At 52.8% G+C, this 17,795-nt stretch carries 15 protein-coding genes; 4 read left to right on the forward strand and 11 right to left on the reverse strand.

Annotated elements, in window-relative coordinates; all coding sequences use genetic code 11:
* Positions 1-107 precede the first annotated feature (107 nt).
* Both QN215_RS00925 and QN215_RS00930 read left to right on the forward strand, forming a co-directional pair.
* Complete coding sequence (locus QN215_RS00925) at positions 108-707, forward strand: TetR family transcriptional regulator (RefSeq protein ID WP_369344281.1); 600 nt, start codon at positions 108-110, stop codon at positions 705-707.
* A gap of 361 nt (positions 708-1,068) precedes the next feature.
* Positions 1,069-1,875 carry a hypothetical protein gene (locus tag QN215_RS00930; protein ID WP_369344282.1) on the forward strand — a complete coding sequence of 269 codons (807 nt, stop codon included), beginning with the start codon at positions 1,069-1,071 and terminating at the stop codon, positions 1,873-1,875.
* A 142-nt stretch (positions 1,876-2,017) separates the two neighbouring features.
* On the opposite strand, the gene QN215_RS00935 is transcribed toward QN215_RS00930, so the two are convergent.
* The 4 genes from QN215_RS00935 to QN215_RS00950 all read right to left on the reverse strand — a co-directional run bounded on the left by QN215_RS00935 (position 2,018) and on the right by QN215_RS00950 (position 5,470).
* Positions 2,018-2,851, reverse strand: a complete 834-nt coding sequence (locus QN215_RS00935) for a hypothetical protein (RefSeq protein ID WP_369344283.1) — start codon at positions 2,849-2,851, stop codon at positions 2,018-2,020.
* A complete protein-coding gene (locus QN215_RS00940) occupies positions 2,848-3,828 on the reverse strand; it encodes an ATP-binding cassette domain-containing protein (RefSeq protein ID WP_369344284.1) in 981 nt (326 codons plus the stop codon). Before QN215_RS00940 ends, QN215_RS00935 begins: the two co-directional genes overlap by 4 nt.
* Positions 3,828-4,238 (reverse strand): GntR family transcriptional regulator, encoded by a 411-nt coding sequence (locus tag QN215_RS00945; protein WP_369344286.1) that lies wholly within the window; start codon positions 4,236-4,238, stop codon positions 3,828-3,830. Before QN215_RS00945 ends, QN215_RS00940 begins: the two co-directional genes overlap by 1 nt.
* Before the next feature lie 182 nt (positions 4,239-4,420).
* Positions 4,421-5,470, reverse strand: a complete 1,050-nt coding sequence (locus tag QN215_RS00950; RefSeq protein ID WP_369344287.1) for an alpha/beta fold hydrolase — start codon at positions 5,468-5,470, stop codon at positions 4,421-4,423.
* A gap of 116 nt (positions 5,471-5,586) precedes the next feature.
* On the opposite strand from QN215_RS00950, the gene QN215_RS00955 reads away from it, so the two are divergent.
* The gene (locus tag QN215_RS00955; protein WP_369344288.1) at positions 5,587-6,171 is read left to right on the forward strand and encodes a TMEM175 family protein; all 585 of its coding nucleotides are present in this window, start codon (positions 5,587-5,589) and stop codon (positions 6,169-6,171) included.
* Between the two features lie 507 nt (positions 6,172-6,678).
* On the opposite strand, the gene QN215_RS00960 is transcribed toward QN215_RS00955, so the two are convergent.
* Positions 6,679-7,536 carry an NAD(P)H-binding protein gene (locus tag QN215_RS00960; RefSeq protein WP_369344289.1) on the reverse strand — a complete coding sequence of 286 codons (858 nt, stop codon included), beginning with the start codon at positions 7,534-7,536 and terminating at the stop codon, positions 6,679-6,681.
* Between the two features lie 209 nt (positions 7,537-7,745).
* Between QN215_RS00960 and QN215_RS00965 the strand changes: the two genes are divergently transcribed.
* Positions 7,746-8,741, forward strand: a complete 996-nt coding sequence (locus QN215_RS00965) for a DMT family transporter (RefSeq protein WP_369344290.1) — start codon at positions 7,746-7,748, stop codon at positions 8,739-8,741.
* Here the strand turns inward: QN215_RS00965 and QN215_RS00970 are convergent.
* The 6 genes from QN215_RS00970 to dnaN form a co-directional block, all read right to left on the reverse strand.
* The gene (locus QN215_RS00970) at positions 8,722-9,414 is read right to left on the reverse strand and encodes a DUF3566 domain-containing protein (RefSeq protein ID WP_369344291.1); all 693 of its coding nucleotides are present in this window, start codon (positions 9,412-9,414) and stop codon (positions 8,722-8,724) included. The genes QN215_RS00965 and QN215_RS00970 overlap by 20 nt on opposite strands.
* A gap of 67 nt (positions 9,415-9,481) precedes the next feature.
* Positions 9,482-12,223: a DNA gyrase subunit A gene (gyrA, locus tag QN215_RS00975; protein WP_369344292.1), complete on the reverse strand. Its 2,742-nt coding sequence runs from the start codon at positions 12,221-12,223 to the stop codon at positions 9,482-9,484.
* A gap of 93 nt (positions 12,224-12,316) precedes the next feature.
* Positions 12,317-14,326 (reverse strand): DNA topoisomerase (ATP-hydrolyzing) subunit B, encoded by a 2,010-nt coding sequence (gene gyrB / locus QN215_RS00980; protein WP_404978509.1) that lies wholly within the window; start codon positions 14,324-14,326, stop codon positions 12,317-12,319.
* 352 nt (positions 14,327-14,678) lie between these two features.
* Entirely contained in the window at positions 14,679-15,182 is a 504-nt protein-coding gene (locus QN215_RS00985) for a DUF721 domain-containing protein (protein ID WP_369344293.1), read from the reverse strand.
* On the reverse strand, positions 15,179-16,543 hold the full coding sequence (locus QN215_RS00990; protein WP_369344294.1) for a DNA replication/repair protein RecF: 1,365 nt from the start codon (positions 16,541-16,543) through the stop codon (positions 15,179-15,181). The genes QN215_RS00985 and QN215_RS00990 overlap by 4 nt, the downstream gene beginning before the upstream one ends.
* Before the next feature lie 125 nt (positions 16,544-16,668).
* Positions 16,669-17,793: a DNA polymerase III subunit beta gene (gene dnaN, locus QN215_RS00995; RefSeq protein ID WP_369344295.1), complete on the reverse strand. Its 1,125-nt coding sequence runs from the start codon at positions 17,791-17,793 to the stop codon at positions 16,669-16,671.
* Positions 17,794-17,795 lie beyond the last annotated feature (2 nt).

Raw genomic sequence — 17,795 nt, forward strand, 5'->3', positions numbered from 1 at the left:
ACTAGAAATATGGTGTGCACTCGAAGACGATGTGATTGAAAACGGTATGTTTTCTTGCTCGCAAGCATGCAAACGACCAAAGAACCATAAGCCTTTAGGAATAGAAAGTGATAGTGAACGACATGGAGACTCTCGGATTGCGCGAGCGCAAGAAACAACTCACGCGTGACACCACTCATGATGTTGCCATGACGCTTGCGCAGAAGCGCGGTTTTGCAGAGGTTACTGTCGAGGAAATCTGTGCAGGAGCCAATGTCTCGGCTCGAACTTTCTTCAACTACTACCCTTCCAAGGCAGATGCGATTTTTGGAATCTCGTTGCACCCTTTGACGGCAGTGCAACGAGAGCAGTTCCTTCATAGCAAGGGTGGGCTACTCACAGACCTGTGCGGTGTGTTCGCATCGTGCATTATTCTGCCCAAGGACACGACCACACTTCGCGAACAGCTTTCCAGCTGCCATACCGAAGCGTTTGCTGAGATTGGTGCTCATTTCAAGGAACTGTTCAAAAGCATGCATGTACTTGCAGAGCGGCGCACCTCTGACCCCCACCAGGCACGTCTCGCGGTTGCGCTGCTCATCGCCGCCTTGAAGGTGGTGGTGCATGTCGATACCGACGAGGAAGTGCACAGCGTGCGCACACTCGAGCTTTCCCTTATCGCAGCCGTCAGGGAACTCGGTGCCATGGCAGGTACCGTGGATGCCTGACTCCCACACAGTTTCCATACACAAACACCATGAAAACTACATCATTGTGGAGAAACTGACTCATTTTAGTCATATCGTATAGTGTTCTTCGATTCGCTCCCATAAGCTGTTTGAAGCCGGACGTGACCGGTAACAGGCCAATTGAGAGGATGAGAGGAGAACGGTGAAACATATACGATACCTTCTACCAGCAATCCCCTGTGCGTTCATTTTCCCCTGGGTTGGTTTCCAACTCGATCTTGCATTCAACCAAGCATGCAAACTGTTGACTTCTTATGTGCCAAGCAATCAGCAAAAGGCCATCTACAATGTGCTCTTCACTAGTGGAGAACATGCCATAACCATACTTTTTGGATTTCAAATGCTGGTTCTTATGTTTGCCATTGCCGACTCGAGGATGCAAGGCCAACTTCGAGAGGAGCAGCTGAAGCACAATCGTTTCGATGTATTGCAACTGCTGTTCGCTTACTTGTCTCTTGCACTGCTATCATTTCTCTGGCTTGGCATGGCGTACGTGACGGGATTGCCGACAGCGATAATTGTCAGCCTTGCCATCGGGGCGATGGACATGCTCGTCATTAACCGACGAAGCGTCGTACCGACATCACCTAACCCGAATCTCCTGGCGTATCAGAAAAAAACCATGCGGCTCGAATACATCAACGGCGCGATTCAATTTTACAAAAAAGAATCGTCAAGCTTCATTGCGAAAATGCAGCATACTACGGCACAGTTCATTCTCGCAGGAATGATCGTTCCCAGCATTGCCATCATCATCGTTGAACCAGGTCTGGATCAAGTGCATCCGCTGCTCGATATGTATGGCTACATATTGCTGCTCTACCTTGCCTTGGTGAGTGAAGCGCATGGGTTCGCCTATTCGATATTAAACATTGAAAGAGCCCTGTTCTATATACAATCCTGGCTGCACTGGCTACCGTTTGTGGTCATCACCGCACTTCTGACCGTCTATGCCTTCATGACATTCGGCATGAACGGGTTTGCCGCGGTGGCATGCATGATTCCGCACACGCTCTTTGCAGTAATCTATAGACGCAAGATTCTGGGGAAGCGATATATCAAAACCCTGCTCCAGGCACGACGCACTCTCAAGCGTGAACTTCGGCGGGAAGTGCGCCTACATCCCGAATTGGCAGAAGAGGGATAGGATGCGTACTACGATGCGCCATCTCGTCCACAGCAGAGCTGACATGAACTGACTTGTCGCACTGAAGATTGTTAGAGTTAGATTGTTGGAGTTGCAAGCGGCAAGGCATATCACGCTGTTCCCTCACCGTTTGCTTCCCAAATCAGATGGTGGCGTGCTGATTGACGCAGTATCCGGCGATGGTCATGATCAAGCTTGCCACACCTAGGAAGGCAATCAAGGTCCATACGCCCCACTCCGCGAAGAGTCGCAGGATGGGTGTGCTCTGCCAGATGCTAACTGCGAATGCCGCGAGAAGCACCACACCGGTGGCAATGATCGATACAGCCAATGCCTTGGTGCCGAAGGAACGAAAAACCGTTCCGAATGTTGCCCCAATCATGAGACTGGTGAACGTCAAGGTGAACATGACCAAGAAGGCAAGGATATAGTTTCCCGAGCCTAGAATTGCCACATCAAATGCATGTACGCCCAACCACCAGTGGTTCGTGATCTTTTCACAGAGCAGAGCAATATCCACGAATATCCCGCTCGCCGCAGCAGTGACAAAGAAGCCCAAGGTAGTGCCTATCCAAAAATCCCTTCGCGTGGACCCAAATGAAAGCGCAGCGTTGAACTGCCTATTCACGCATAACGCTCCCCCTACGACCAGGAAATATGGTGTGCTCATGACCGAGCCGACATTGCCGACTGCATTGCCCTCCTGAATCGACGTTGGCAATGGAAGTCCCGCCTTGATTCCCATTAAGAGAACAATAATCACACTGATAAGCCACATCAGAACCAGTATGTATAGGGGAATGAGCAGAGAGTATTGCCTTTCAGCCAGATATTGAGTCAGCACAGCCATAACGTTGCGCCGTTTGCCTTGATGTCGCTGAACGGCTCCGTTCGGATTGTGATTCAATGGTGCATTCTCCCCGCGTTGCATGCCCCTGTCTCTCTGCATTCCAGAAGATGATGCTGTTCCAGTCATTGCAATACTCCTTTCGTGGCGGTATCTCTGTGGCCTCCATGGAACGAATCATCCTTCTCAACGGTTGACTGCTCATGGCTCTGTGGCTCAAAAGCCCCGATAGCCGAGACCAGTTCCTGAAGGGTTGCATGCCGCAGATCTGAAACGTCACCCGTTCGTAATTGCGCAACTTGCCTGTCGTCAAGCGAGCCCTTGAACACCACCGAGCACATGGCACCCATACTGGAGGAAGACAGTATTTCCAAGGCCGGAAGCATCGGCTCTAGAGACCGCTTCATGCCGGTGAATGACCAGACTTTCGACAGCACATCATCGACTTCACCGGATTGCGACACATGGCCTTGATCCAGGATGGTCACCGTCTCCATAAGCCCAGCACACTCATCAATCAGATGGGTCGACATGATGAAGGTTCGTGGATCGTCCGCCTGCGTGGTAGCAAGTTCCTCATAGAAAATTCCACGAGCTGTGGGATCAAGACCTAGGTATGGTTCATCCAGAAAGCTGTATTCGGCATGCGATGCCAAGACAATCGTTATTGCCAATGCGGAACGCTGCCCGCGTGAGAGCCTACTGACCTTGGTCGCTGCTGGCAGACTGAATTTCTTAGCAAGATGCGCTGCCAATTGCCTGTCCCAGTTCGGATAGAATCTCGAAGCGGAACCAAGGATCATGTCTGCCGTGTAATTGTCGTGCCACCGCTGATCTTCGTGAACAAAACAAATGTCTCCAAGAACAGCGGCATTTTCCGCAGGATCTTGCCCATCAATGTATACATTGCCTGAGCTTTTGAAATTATGGTTGCAGATAATGGACATAAGCGTCGTCTTCCCAGCGCCGTTTCGTCCAAGAAGACCGTGAATGGTGCCTCTGCGAAAAGTAACGTTGACGTTGTCCAACGCATGGGTAGTTCCAAATTCTTTCGAAAGCTTTTGGGTGACAATGCCATCCGAAATCCCACTTTCTTCGCTATTCATTATCGTTCCTTCCAAGGATCAGACATGGTTTCAATTCCTAGCAACGTGTTGTTTCTCTCCGCAATCTTCTGTGCTATCTCTCTATCGGAAATGCCTAGGAGCTTTGCTTCCGCAAGCAGAGGATCGATGAACGTGCGGGTGAATTCATCAATTCGTGATGCACGCAGCAGCGCAACCGCATCCTGAGTAACAAAGGTCCCCACTCCTCGGCGCTTTGACAAAATCCCCTGTTCTGTGAGCACGGTCAGGGCACGTCCCGCAGTTATCGGATTGATTTTGAAAAAGGTTGCCAATTCATTGGTGGATGGCACCTGACTGCCTGGCTTATATGTTCCTGCAAGTATTGCGTTGCTGATAATCCTCGCAAGAGCAAGAAAGATTGGCTCAGATGATGAAGATATTTCGGGCATTCATTTCCTCATTTCTCATTCGTCGATCTCTTGATGCAAAGCTTGCGGGCTTGTGCGCTGCTCATGAGGCCGCACAAGTCATCTGCCGAATTCACCATAACTCAGGTTATTTAGTTATATACATAACTATATAACCCATGTTGGCGTTATGCAACTTCGGGACTCCATGAACGGCTGAAAGCCTACAGTCGAATCGGATCGTTGAAGAACGAGATCATTCTGTCAATATAAGGCCCCATCGCTGGATTGGGCATGCTGTAGAGCTCATGAGGGCCGTTATCAACTCGAATCAACTCGGCAGGGCAGCCGCCGTCACGCACCTGTTGAACGAAGCGATTCTGAGGAGGATTGAGCACATAGTCATCATTGCCAGATTGAAAGACCAATACGGGCGTCTCGATGCGTGCACACATACCTGGCTGGAGCACGCTGTGGGAGAGCTTCAGCGACTCTCTCACCCATCCATATGTGGGAGCGCTGGTATGGCGTCGCATGTTGTTCATGCGCAATGCATGAAACCAATTCGCGCGCGAAGCGCTGACATTCTCAACATCCTGCACGCGCGCCGAGGCAACGAAAGGCCGCTGACCTGGAGCCATGCGCTTGGAGAATCCTGCGGCACATGCCGAACTCACGAACGCCGCAGCAAGCCAGTTGGGCAAGCCGGTTCGCGGAGCGATCATTGGCGAAGACAGCACAGCCTTGTCAAAAATCGTCGGACGCTGTTCCAGAACGGCAGCACCGATGCCTCCACCCATGGAATGCGCAAAGAGGCACAGAGGCAAGCCATCGGCATATTCCTGCGCAATCTGGGAGCAGAAATAGGACATGTCTTCTGCATACCTGTTCCAATCATCGATCCATACAAGATCGGGGTCAGCAACGTCTCGTGCCGACTGACCATGACCTCGGTGCTCGATAATGCACACGGAATACCCCGCAAGAAGGAAATACCAGGCAAGCTCATTGAATTTCTCGGCAAATTCCGTCAGGCCGTGGGAAATGACGACCGCACCGCGAAATATTGCCGTGGCACCGCTGATATGCAGTGCATCGAAAGCATGGGCATCGAAACATACATAATGTATCTTCCCAGGATCGTGGTGGTGCAAGTCATGCGAACCAGCAGAAGCTGTAAACCAGCCTTCAGATCGGCACGCGTCCAACGCTGGCAGCACTGTCTTTCGCATTGCCTGAGAATAGTGACGCTCATCGAGAAGATCAACCTGCATGATTCCAACTTACAACAGCAGGGTTAACGTACACGGGCTTTCAGAAGAAAATCACGTGATCTTGCATCCGTTGTTTTCCATGCATGCAAGAATAAGCAGCAACGAGAGGAGCTCGTATGGGAAGAAATCGTATGGAAGCCTTCAGCGATGGAGTGCTTGCCATCATCATCACGATTATGGTGTTGGACCTGGATGTCCCTCGGGGGGCATCCTTCGCTGATTTGGAAACAGATGTGCCTGTTTTTCTAGGATATGTGCTGAGCTTCATATATGTCGGCATTTACTGGACGAATCACCACCATCTCATCATGATGGTCGATGCCGTGAACGGGCAGATACTCTGGTCGAACCTTCATCTTCTCTTCTGGCTTTCCTTGATTCCCGCATCGACCTCCTGGACAAACGAACACCCTCTGACTGCAGCTCCTGCATGCGTATACGGCATAATTCTGCTGATGTGTTCCGTTGCCTATATCCTTCTGCAAAACCTGATCATTCATCTGCAGGGCAAGGAATCGCCGCTTGGCAAAACCCTCGGCAAGGACTACAAGGGCAAAATTTCGGTGGTGGGATATGCCATTGCCGCAGGAGCTGCATTCATTCAGCCAATCGCATCGTATGTCATATACGTGTTGGTCGCCCTGCTGTGGATCATTCCCGATATCCGCATCGAAAAGGCAATTTACAGCGACGACGAGTAACAATCTCGTGGCGATAACGTCGCAATGTCGAGTTTTGCGACAATTGAAAAGTAGAGGAGGTCAATTTTCGCAATATGCTGCCCTGATTTCAACCATTTCCGACATTGATATCTGCGAATGGCAACAAAACTCGAAAGAACAACAAATGAGGGCTGCATGTGCATACCATGCAGCCCTCAACTCTTTGATTGACATCGTTAGCAATCAATCATGAGCAATCAATCATGAGCGTTTTCCGCTGAACAATCCTCTTACGAATCCAAATACCGCAGTAATGACGAACAGCACAAGAGAAACCCAGAACAGCCAGAGAAATCCCTTGAGTATGATTCCAGCGATACCACCAATAATCCAGAGAACTAGAAGTACAAGAACCAATCCCAACATCGTAAACCACCCCTCTCATATCAATTGCCATACGTTCAAAGTCCCACTCAGCCCTTTGAACCATAGCCCGGACTAGCAAATTCTAACACTTTGGTCAGCAAATCGCCGTAATTCAGCCATTCAGAGAAGGTGTCGGGATCGAACCAGTTCCTTCACTGCATCTTCCAAGCCGACAAGGGAATGCCCCAGAGCGAGCGCAAAATCGCTGGATTGCACTTCCAGATCACCGTGAGCAATCAATTGTTGAGTCCCTATCATCCCCTGAATGGCCGGTTCAGGCACTTCATCGCGAAGCGCTTCAGCAAATTGCGTCTCATCCATGTCAACGGCATCGATGGCCTTGCCGGTTGCCGCCTCCAACGCCTGTGCCAATTCGCTATAGCGCGTGGGATTGGCGGAAAGTTCCATGACTTTCGGCTGATTTCCTGCAATCAGTACTCGTGCCGCAGCCTCGGCATATTCGCGCTTCAACGCCCATCCGACCGTTGCCTCGCCAGCCATGTACACCAGCTGCCCGGTTTCCAACGCATGTTTCAATAGTGTCGTTTCATTTTCCAGATACCAGTTATTGCGTAGGAAGGTGTGCGCAATCCCGGATTGCACGATCTTGGCCTCGGTGAATACATGATCCTCAGAGAGCATGTTATGCACCAGGTCGGCATGCGCAAAACTCGTATAGGCAATGAACGAGATGCCGCACTTCTTCGCAGCTTCTACGACATTCGTGTGTTCCTGCTGACGATTGCCGGGAGCTCCTGAAACGAACAGCAGTCGGTCGATGCCTTCAAAGCTTCTCGTGAGCGAGTCGATGTCACTATAATCGCCGATTCGTGCTTCTGCGCCCTTGGATTCAACATCGCCAGCCTTGTCGGGATTTCGAACCAAACCGACAATATCATCATCGGGAGCAATCTTAAGAAGCCAGTCCAATGCATAGCCGCCGAATCCGCCTGATGCTCCAGTAACCAAATATCTCATAATGTTGCCGCTCCTCATATCGATGTTGCACTCAATGGTTACCCAACCTTTTTCATATATCTCACTGTAGGATTGCTCGCTCAAAGTTCCAAATACCCTTGCCGACATCGAGTCAATATCCAACGCAGCGTTGCATGGGCATCCGGGAGCACACGCAGACCGTTCTTCGCCCTTCATGACTAGACTCAACATTCGTGAACATTGCAGTCATGAACATTGCAGTCAAGAACATTGCGGAACCCGAACGCACGCGGCTTTCTCCCTGGGTGGCTCGCCTTATGCTGCTCATAGCGGCCGCCACATGGGGTGGTGGCTACACCTTTTCTAAAATTGCCTTGGACGCGATACAAGTCCAATGGATGATGGCGATCCGCCTCACGCTGGGATCGCTGATCCTGGTGGCTGTGCTCTGGCATCGCATTCGTCGAACAACAATATCGCATATGCTCATCGCCGGAGTTTTGCTTGGACTGAGCTACTGGGCAGCCTTCATATTCCAGATGGAAGGTCTACGCACCATTGAGCCGGGTCGAAACGCATTCCTGACTGCCACATACTGCGTTCTTGTTCCGTTTCTCGTCTGGTTGATTGCACACCGAACTCCGACGATACGTAATCTCGTTGCTGCGGTCGTATGTCTGATTGGCATTGGATGCATTTCGCTACCCAGTTCAGGCTTTGGCCTTGACTTCGGCATGGGAGACGCATTGACGATGGTTTCGGCATTGCTGTTCGCGTTGAATCTCGTCCTTGAAGGCTTGTTTGCCAAGAAATTCGATGCGCTGATTCTGACCGTCTATGAATTCATCGTCGCCGGCATGCTCTTTCTCGTGGGCGCAGCCATATTCGAACCATTCCCGAAAGCGGCAAGCTTTACGCCAGCCGTTTCCTGGTCCATGGTGTATCTGATCGTGGGTTCGACGCTCATTGCCCAGACCTTCCAGAATGCCGCATTCTCTAAGATTCCCTCAACGCAGGGATCGATCATTCTCTGCACCGAAAGTCTGTTTGGCGTACTCGGTGCCATCGTGCTCGTCCATGAACACGTCAATATGCAGACTGCCCTGGGCTTTGTACTGATCTTCTGCGCAATACTGCTTTCAGAATTACGCACTCAACCGCACAACATACCCAAGGCAGCATCTATCTCAATCGATGATGGCGTTGTTCGCCATGATGGAGAAGTCAGTCATCGCCAAGAATGACATGCACGCCGCCAACCAGCGCGCTGACCAGGTTGTACAGGAACGCACCGATGGTTGCGAGCACCATGACCAGAATCACTTCAAATATGGAGAAGATGGTGGTTGCGCTCAGCACGGTTCCCAAGCTGAGTACACTGGCCAGATCGAAGCTTCCAGCATCCAGACCAGTCTTTGACACCAGCTGCGTCACACTGTCGAACAGGCCGATGGAATTGAGCAGGAACCATATGAATCCCACTGCCACGATCTGAACGATGCCACCGGCGATGGCGAGCAGGAACGAAACCTTGGTAACAGACCAAGGATCGACGCGTGTCACCGAAAGCTTCATTCTACGAGCTCTCGGCACCGATGGCTGCTTGCCTGGCGTTCTTTGGGCTGGACGTTCCCTTGCACCTTCGTTAGAGGAGGAGACGCGAGCCTGCTCCACAGGACGAACGGATGGGGTCTCACGAATCTGGGGCTCAGTCACCGCCGGATTGGAAGACAATGAACGCGCAGACCGTGCCGGACGTGACTCATGCTCCTCGTGCTGAGTATTCTCATGCAGCACGCCATCCTTCTCGGCTCCATCGCTCTGACCGTGTGCATCCAGATGCTCGTCCGTGCCTTCCAGAAGCTCATCATGGTTCAAATCGATAGGCTTACGCGGTTCATCGTTATTCTGGCTCATCGTTTCTCCTTGATCGACATGCCTCGCAACTCTGTTGTGACGCTACCAGCTTTTATGGTCTTTTGCTTCATTTCGCGGAATCGTCCACATTCTCAGCAGAATTGCCATCTGCATCCCCATTGGCACTCGGTGCGGAAGCGAGGGCATTTTCAGCGACTTCTCCGGTTTCGACCATTTCCGCGGCAGTGCTGTCATCCTCGGCATCTTCCATGTTGCGAGCAATCGAGAGAATCTCGTCACCCTTATCCGGCTTGGCCAGCGTGACACCTTGAGTGGTACGTCCCGTGCGCTTGACCTCGGCAACGTTCGAACGAATGACCTTGCCTGACTTCATGATGGCAAGAATCTCGTCATCCTCACTCACGACAACAGCTCCTACGAGAGATCCTCGACCTTCGGCCAATTGGATGGCCTTCACACCGAAACCATTGCGTCCCTGCAAACGATACTCACTCAGGGCCGTGCGCTTCGCAAACCCTTCATTCGTGACCACAAGCAGATCATCATGGGAATCCTCAGGAACGACATCCATGCTGAGCAGCTCATCGCTTTCACGGAAGCGCATGCCCTGAACACCGGCGGTCTGACGACCCATCGGACGAAGCGTGGAATCATCGGCGGAGAACTTGACGCTCATGCCCTTGCGAGATACCAGAATGATATCGTCCCCAGCATTGCACAGCGAAGCACCGACCAATTCGTCAGCAGTCTGACCATCATCAGCCTGTGCATCGGCTCCGTCGATCTGACCATCGCCAGCGAATTCCATAAGGCGCACGGCTATGAGTCCGCCCTGACGCGTCGAGTCATATTCGCTAAGCCTGGTCTTCTTTACCTTGCCGCTCTTGGTGGCGAGAACCAGGTACTGCGCTGCATCGTAATCACTGATCGACAGCACCTGCTGAATCTTCTCGTCAGGAGCAAACTGCAACAGATTGGCTACATGCTGCCCCTTCGAATCGCGTGAACCCTCCGGCAACTCGAATGCCTTGATTCGATACACTCGTCCCTTGTTGGTGAAGAACAGCAGCCAATGATGGGTGCTGGTGAGGAAGAAGTGGTCGACCACATCATCCTCGCGCAGCTTGGCACCACGAATGCCCTTGCCACCGCGATGCTGCGCCCTATATTCATCAGCCTTGGTGCGCTTGATATAGCCAGAATGGGTAACGGTTACCACCACATTCTCCTCGGCAATCAGGTCTTCAACGTTCATTTCGCCCGAATATGGCAGAATCTTCGTTCTGCGTTCATCACCATACTTATGGACGATTTCGTCAAGTTCATCCCCGACAATCGCACGCTGACGTTCTGGCTTGGCGAGAATGTCGTCGTAGTCGGCAATGCGGCGCATCAGTTCTTCATGCTCGTCCAGAATCTTCTGACGTTCCAAGGCTGCCAGCCTGCGCAGCTGCATGGCAAGAATGGCATCCGCCTGCACCTGATCGACATCCAGCAGTTCCATCAATCCGGTGCGAGCCGCATCGACATCGGGAGAACGGCGAATCAGGGCGATGACTTCGTCTATCATGTCGAGAGCCTTGAGATAGCCCTGCAGGATGTGATCGCGTTCCTCGGCTTCACGCTTCAAATACTTGGTTCTGCGTTCAACGACGTCGAGCTGGTGGTTTACCCAATGGCGAATGAATGCGTCAATGCTTAAGGTGCGTGGGACGCCGTCAACCAGCGCAAGCATGTTCGCGCCGAAGGTCTGCTGCAACTGTGAATGCTTGTACAGGTTGTTCAGCACAACTTTCGGCACGGCATCGCGCTTCAGGACGAGCACGAGTCGCTGACCGGTACGGCCCGACGTTTCATCGCGCATGTCAGCGATGCCCTGGATCTTGCCATCGCGCACCGCATCCTTGATCGAAGAGGCCAAGCGGTCAGGATTGACCTGGTACGGCAGTTCGGTCACGACGAGGCACATGCGTCCACGAATCTCTTCGGTGTTTACGACAGCGCGCATCGTGATGAGTCCACGACCGGTACGATATGCCTGTTCGATGCCCTTATGTCCAAGAATCGTTGCGCCTGTTGGAAAATCAGGTCCCTTGATAATGCCAAGCAGAGCCTCCAGCAGCTCCTCTCGGCTTGCATCCGGATTGTCCAGCGCCCAATGCACGCCGGTGGCGACCTCACCCATATTATGTGGAGGAATGTTGGTTGCCATGCCCACGGCAATGCCCGACGATCCGTTGACCAGCAGGTTCGGGAAGCGAGCAGGCAGTACCGTCGGCTCCTGTGTCTTGCCATCGTAGTTCGGCGCGAAATCGACGGTGTCCTTGTCGATGTCACGCACCATTTCCATCGCCAAAGGTGCCATGCGGCATTCGGTGTATCGCATAGCCGCTGCAGGATCGTCGCCAGGCGAACCGAAGTTGCCCTGACCGTCGACGAGCAGATAACGCATGGACCATGGCTGAGCCATACGAACCAAGGTTTCGTAGATGGCGCTATCGCCATGCGGATGGTATTTACCCATCACGTCACCGACCACGCGAGAACATTTGTTATATCCGCGATCCGGTCGATATCCACCGTCATACATGGCGTAGATGACACGGCGATGCACGGGCTTCATGCCATCGCGCACATCGGGCAAGGCTCGCTCGACTATGACGGAAAGCGCATATGCCAGATATGATTCGCGCATCTCCTGCTGCAGATCCATGCGCTGCACCCGTTCTCCATTGAGGAGACCATAATCGTTGGTGTCGCTCTCTTGGGGACTGAGCGGCTCCTGTGAACGCTCAGAGGAATCATGGTCAAATTCGTCGGATCCGTTGGTATTGTTATCGTCTGCCACTGTTATTCCTTAGTGTTTTGGACTGTTCGCACGTATAGATATTGAGACGAATCTCAGATGCTGAGATTCTTATGCTGTGACTGTCTACCTGTATCAGGCATCGATGAATCGAGCGTCATGGGCATTGCGCTGGATGAACAGACGGCGTGGCTCAACATCGTCACCCATCAGCATGGAGAAGGTCTCGTCCGCCTGCGCTGCATCTTCGATATGAATCTTCTTCAAGACTCGGTGCTCGGGGTCCATGGTCGTTTCCCACAGTTCCTGATAGCTCATTTCTCCCAGACCCTTGTATCGCTGGATGCCTTCGCCCTTGGGCAACTGCCTGCCCGATGCCTTGCCCTCGGCAAGCACGCGGTCACGCTCCGCATCGGTGTAGACGAAGTCGTGCGAACCTCTGGTCCACTTGAGTCGATAGAGCGGCGGCATGGCTACATACACGTAACCTGCAGTGATCATCGGACGCATGTAGCGGAAGAACAGTGTGAGATTCAACGTTGCGATATGGGCGCCGTCAACATCGGCATCTGCCATGATGATGACCTTGTGGTAGCGAACCTTGTTCAGGTCGAATTCCTCGCCATAACCCCCACCTACTGCCGTGATCAGCGATTCGATGGTGTCGGACTTCATCATGCGGTCGATGCTTGCACGCTCGGTGTTCAAAATCTTTCCACGAAGTGGCAGGATTGCCTGGGTCAAAGGGTTCCGGCCCTGTATGGCGGAACCTCCTGCGGAATCACCCTCGACGATGAAGAGCTCGCACTCACTGGGATCGTTGGACTGGCAGTCCTTGAGCTTGTCGGGCATGCCGGCAGTCTCGAAGATGGACTTTCTGCGAGTATTCTCACGAGCCTTCTTCGCGGCGATACGAGCGCGGGATGCTTCCAGGGACTTCTGAATGATCATCTTGGCTTCGCCGGGATGGGCGTCGAACCAATCCCCCAGCTTCTCCGTCATGACACGCTGCACGAAGGTCTTCGCCTCTGAATTGCCCAGCTTGGTCTTGGTCTGGCCTTCGAACTGAGGATTCGTGAGCTTTACGGATATGACGGCGGTCAAGCCTTCGCGAACATCGTCGCCAGAGAGATTATCGTCCCTGTCCTTCAGAATGTTCTTGTCGCGAGCATAGCGATTGACCATCGAGGTGAGCGCTGCGCGGAACCCCTCCTCATGCGTGCCGCCTTCGGTCGTAGAAATCGTGTTGGCAAAGGTGTGCACGGATTCCGAATATGCTGAAGTCCATTGCATGGCTATTTCAGCAGAAATGCCAAGCTTGACATCCTCTGCCTCGATGTCGATGACGTCCTCTTCGACAGGATTCGCCTTCTTGGCTTTCACCATGTAGGCAACGTAATCCTTGATGCCGTTGTGATAGAGGTACGAAACCGTTTGATGCAGCTCCTCGGCCACATTTTCCCCATCGCCGGTGACTTCATCGACCGCCTCGTCAACATGGCGCAGGTCGGTAAGCGAAAGGCGCAGCCCCTTGTTCAGGAAGGCCATCTGCTGGAAACGACTGCGCAATGTTTCAAAATCGTAGACGGTCGTCTCAAAGATTGCTGGATCTGCCCAGAAGGTCACGGTCGTGCCGGTCTGCTCACCATCGGCCATGGGCTCGGTGCGCTGCAATGGCGCAGTCGGCTTCTGGTTGACATAGTGCTGCACCCAGTGATAGCCCTTCTGACGCACTTCAACGTCAACGTGGGTGGACAGTGCATTCACTACTGAAATGCCGACCCCATGGAGTCCGCCGGAGACGGCATAGCCGCCGCCACCGAATTTGCCACCTGCGTGGAGCTTGGTCATGACTACCTCAACGCCGCTTGCTCCCTCACCGGGAACCTCGTCGGTTGGAATGCCGCGACCGTTGTCTACGACGCTGACGCCATTGTCTGGCAGTATGGTCACTTCGATATGGTCGGCATATCCTGCAAGCGCTTCGTCTACGGAGTTGTCGACAATCTCGTAGACCAGATGGTGCAGACCTCTCGGACCCGTCGAACCGATATACATGCCGGGTCGGATGCGCACGGCCTCAAGTCCCTCGAGAACTCGCAGATCGCTTGCATCATAATGCTTGGGTGCCAGGGAATCGTCCAGCTGTGCATCCTCGAGGCCGTCTGCCTCAGATGCAGCTTCGGCATGTTCAGCGTTGTCTGCGTGTATTTCTTTACCTTCGTTCAATTCACTGCCTTCGTTGATGGGGTGGGTATCGTCCTGAGAAGAAGTCGCATCCAACGAATCTGAATTCGCGTCATGTGTCGCCACGACCATTCCTTTCTCCGTCGATTGCAATCAACCGATTCATCTTGGCTCATATCGGCTTTTCAGCAATGTCAGCGTCATCGAATGTCTGCAACATCACCATTATAGTCTAAAAAGCAAAAAAACGACCCTTCAAGGCCATAAACCTTCTACAGCTAGGATACTTGTTGAGCGGGACTATATGCCCTTAGAAGTACGTATCTCGCACTCCACGACCGGGGATATCGAATTTTCCCCGTCTGAAGGAATACGAATGAGGTCCGGTCACCCTGATGCGTTCAATGGGAAGACCTTCGAGCTTTTCTGCAATCGTGCCCTGCAACTGTGGAATCAGATAATTCAGCTGCGTGGACCATACCGTTGACGATGCCTGAATGGTCAGCACTCCACGATCGTATGCCACCACATGGGAATGGGCCGCGATGGCCGTTCCGACCACATCGCTCCAATGACGCTCCAACTGTGCGATCTTCAGATGAGGAACCCATTGTGACTGCTGTGCAAACTGTTCGAGTATCCCACCGAACTTATCGGGATCTCTTCCAGGCTTTCCAAAGTTCCACCACGCCTCTTTCGATCTCTCGCGCAGACGCTTTGTCGTCATGCCCTTGACTTCAAAGGGACTGAAAGTCTGCTCGGGCAATGTGCTCACGTTGAGATGCAGCAGAATGTCCACGGGAGTATCGTTCATCTCGATGCCTCTGCTTCCCCCTCGATCTGTTCATCACCGGAAGGCTGTTCGTTGGGCCGGTGAATCGCCTGAGCCTGAATCATTGCCTCGAACATCGTGCTGTCATATTGATTCTTGTCATACACCTGCTGAATATCAATGATATGTGCATCTGCAAACTCTGGGATATCGCTGGCAGCGGCAACCGTAATCAATACCTGATGCTGCTGGCTTGCGAAATGGATGATCTGCGCCCTGCGCTGTTCGTCCAGCTGTGCAAACACATCATCGAGCACAATGATGGGCTCGCTGCCACGTTCACGCACCAATGCCTGATACAGACTCATTTTCAAGGCAATCGCAAGGGTCCACTGCTCCCCATTGGACGCGTACTCTCGAGCTGGAAAACCGTTGAGCATGAACTCGACATCATCTCGCTGCGGCCCGATCAGGTTGAATCCACGAGCCATCTCCCCCTTGAAGATGCGCTCAAAATGAGCGCTTATGGATTCATGGGGATGCTCCTGATCGAGCACCTCTGAGAATGATGGCCGGTATTCCAGATGTGCATCTGCCTGATCTGGAAGGGTTGGCTTTCCAGACAATCGTTGATATATCTCAGGAAAGGTCTCATTCAGCGCATCGATGACCGCTTTTCGGCGTCTCGTCAGTTCAACGCCTGCATCGATGAACTGACCAGTCCACACCTCCAGTCCGCTCAGTGCAGCCGCTTGAGAGGATTGGCTCAGGGCACCGGCATCTGCACCGGCATCGTCCGAGACGAAACCCTGGCCGAAGGCTTCTCCATGATACTGACCATTGCGGCCCAGCTGCTTGAGCAATGCGACCCTTTGCTGAGCGATGTGCCTCGTTCTCTGCAGTATCTCCCCATAATGCCCATCAAGCTGCATGCCCGCCTGATTCAGAAAAACCCTTCTCGCAGCGGGATCCTCCGTAACCAGATGCTGGTCCTGAGGAGTGAAGCTCACGCACGATACCAGACCCTGAACGTCTTTCATCATGAGGGAATGTCCTGCATTGACACGCATTCGGTTGGCACCACGAGCATGAATGCTCATCTCCAACGTCGTTGGTGAAGCCCCTGCTGCGTGACTGTCGTTGCCTGCGCTCCCCCGAAGCTTCTCATCGGCATGCTCGACCACATTCGCTCGAACGACCGCCGTGGTACTGCCGCGCTGAATGAGTGGAAGCGTCGAAGTGACGCGCTGGCTCGAGCCGGTCGCCAGAACCTCGATGGATTCAACGATATTCGTCTTCCCCAAGCCATTCTTTCCCTGAAGAATGTTGATGCCCTGATCGAAGTCAAGTACGCACGCATCCCAGGATCTAAAATGATCCAGCGCCAGTCTCGAAATATACATACCAATCCCCCGAGCCGCTTCTCATTTCGCCATGCAGCACCCTATGCGTTCCCTCTGCCTAGCCTTGGCTCTGCAATCTTCCCATTGCCTCCACGCTCTGCAATTCGGCAATGCTGCTCATGCCATCAGTTGGTGAAGCGCATGGGAACGAGCAGATATCTATAATCGAGCGACTCATCAGAATCACTCTCCTGCTGCCCATTGAACTCGACTGCCTTTACAGCCGTCGTCATTTTCATCCTCACGAACGGTTCGCTGATGGCATTGAGACCTTCGATCAGGTAGGAAGGATTGAATGCGACCGTGATATCGTCACCAGCCATATCGATGTCGAGCGTTTCCGATGCCTGCGCCTCGTCACTCGCGCCAGCAGACAACACAAGCTCCTGCTTCGAGAACACCATGCGGATGGGCGCGTTGCGTTCTGCAACGAGGGCGACGCGCTTGATGGCATTGATCAGCGATTGCCGGTCAAGCACTGCCTGAATTGGATACTCCGCAGCAAACAAGCGGTCGACCGCAGGAAACTCTCCATCAATCAACTGAGACGTTGACACGCGTCCGGCATTTTCAAAACCTAGCAGTGATGGATTTTGCGGATCAAAATCAATGACAACGTTTTCATGCTCGTCGAGTGAACGGGCGATGTCGCGAAGCAGGGAACCGCGTACCAAAGTGACGGTCTCGGTATCGCTGTTCTTCGGAGTCCAGGTGAATGAGGATCTTGAAAGTCTGAAACGATCCGTCGCCGTCATAACGACCTTGTCGCCCTCGATGCTGATCTTGACGCCGGTGAGAACCGGACGGTTCTCTTCACGAGAGACGGCGACCGTCGCCTGAGCGATGGCCTGCATAAAGGTCTGTGAATCAACTTGCCCTAGATGTGCAGGGACCGACGGCAGATCAGGATATTCCGCATCGGGCATCAGCTGCAAGGTAAAGGTCGATTTTCCTGACTGAATCGTCATCTTGGAATCATCCGTGGTCAGATACGTCGTCTCGGAAGGAAGTGACTTGGTGATGTCGGCCAGCAGTTTCCCCAAAACGAGAGCCGTTCCAGGCTCATCGATGCCTGCTTCAATGTGGTGACGGGCGGATACTTCATAATCGAATGCGCTGAATTGCAGTGTTCCATCGATTGCCTCGAGTTTGATTCCGGCAAGGATTGGTGATGCAGGGCGCGCAGGGATGACGCGAGTCGTCCATGCTACAGCGTCGGCAAGTGCCGATGAATTTATTTCAACTTTCATAA

The organism is Bifidobacterium sp. WK041_4_12 (assembly GCF_041080795.1).
Taxonomy (GTDB): Bacteria; Actinomycetota; Actinomycetes; order Actinomycetales; family Bifidobacteriaceae; genus Bombiscardovia; species Bombiscardovia aquikefiricola.

Bases quoted from the DNA above. Each gene is read 5' to 3' on its own strand.
- QN215_RS00930 (WP_369344282.1), top strand. From the start codon at position 1,069: ATGCTGGTTCTTATGTTTGCCATTGCCGACTCGAGGATGCAAGGCCAA.
- QN215_RS00935 (WP_369344283.1), bottom strand. From the start codon at position 2,851: ATGACTGGAACAGCATCATCTTCTGGAATGCAGAGAGACAGGGGCATG.
- QN215_RS00940 (WP_369344284.1), bottom strand. From the start codon at position 3,828: ATGAATAGCGAAGAAAGTGGGATTTCGGATGGCATTGTCACCCAAAAG.
- QN215_RS00945 (WP_369344286.1), bottom strand. From the start codon at position 4,238: ATGCCCGAAATATCTTCATCATCTGAGCCAATCTTTCTTGCTCTTGCG.
- QN215_RS00950 (WP_369344287.1), bottom strand. From the start codon at position 5,470: ATGCAGGTTGATCTTCTCGATGAGCGTCACTATTCTCAGGCAATGCGA.
- QN215_RS00955 (WP_369344288.1), top strand. From the start codon at position 5,587: ATGGGAAGAAATCGTATGGAAGCCTTCAGCGATGGAGTGCTTGCCATC.
- QN215_RS00960 (WP_369344289.1), bottom strand. From the start codon at position 7,536: ATGAGATATTTGGTTACTGGAGCATCAGGCGGATTCGGCGGCTATGCA.
- QN215_RS00965 (WP_369344290.1), top strand. From the start codon at position 7,746: ATGAACATTGCAGTCAAGAACATTGCGGAACCCGAACGCACGCGGCTT.
- QN215_RS00970 (WP_369344291.1), bottom strand. From the start codon at position 9,414: ATGAGCCAGAATAACGATGAACCGCGTAAGCCTATCGATTTGAACCAT.
- QN215_RS00985 (WP_369344293.1), bottom strand. From the start codon at position 15,182: ATGAACGATACTCCCGTGGACATTCTGCTGCATCTCAACGTGAGCACA.
- QN215_RS00990 (WP_369344294.1), bottom strand. From the start codon at position 16,543: ATGTATATTTCGAGACTGGCGCTGGATCATTTTAGATCCTGGGATGCG.
- dnaN (WP_369344295.1), bottom strand. From the start codon at position 17,793: ATGAAAGTTGAAATAAATTCATCGGCACTTGCCGACGCTGTAGCATGG.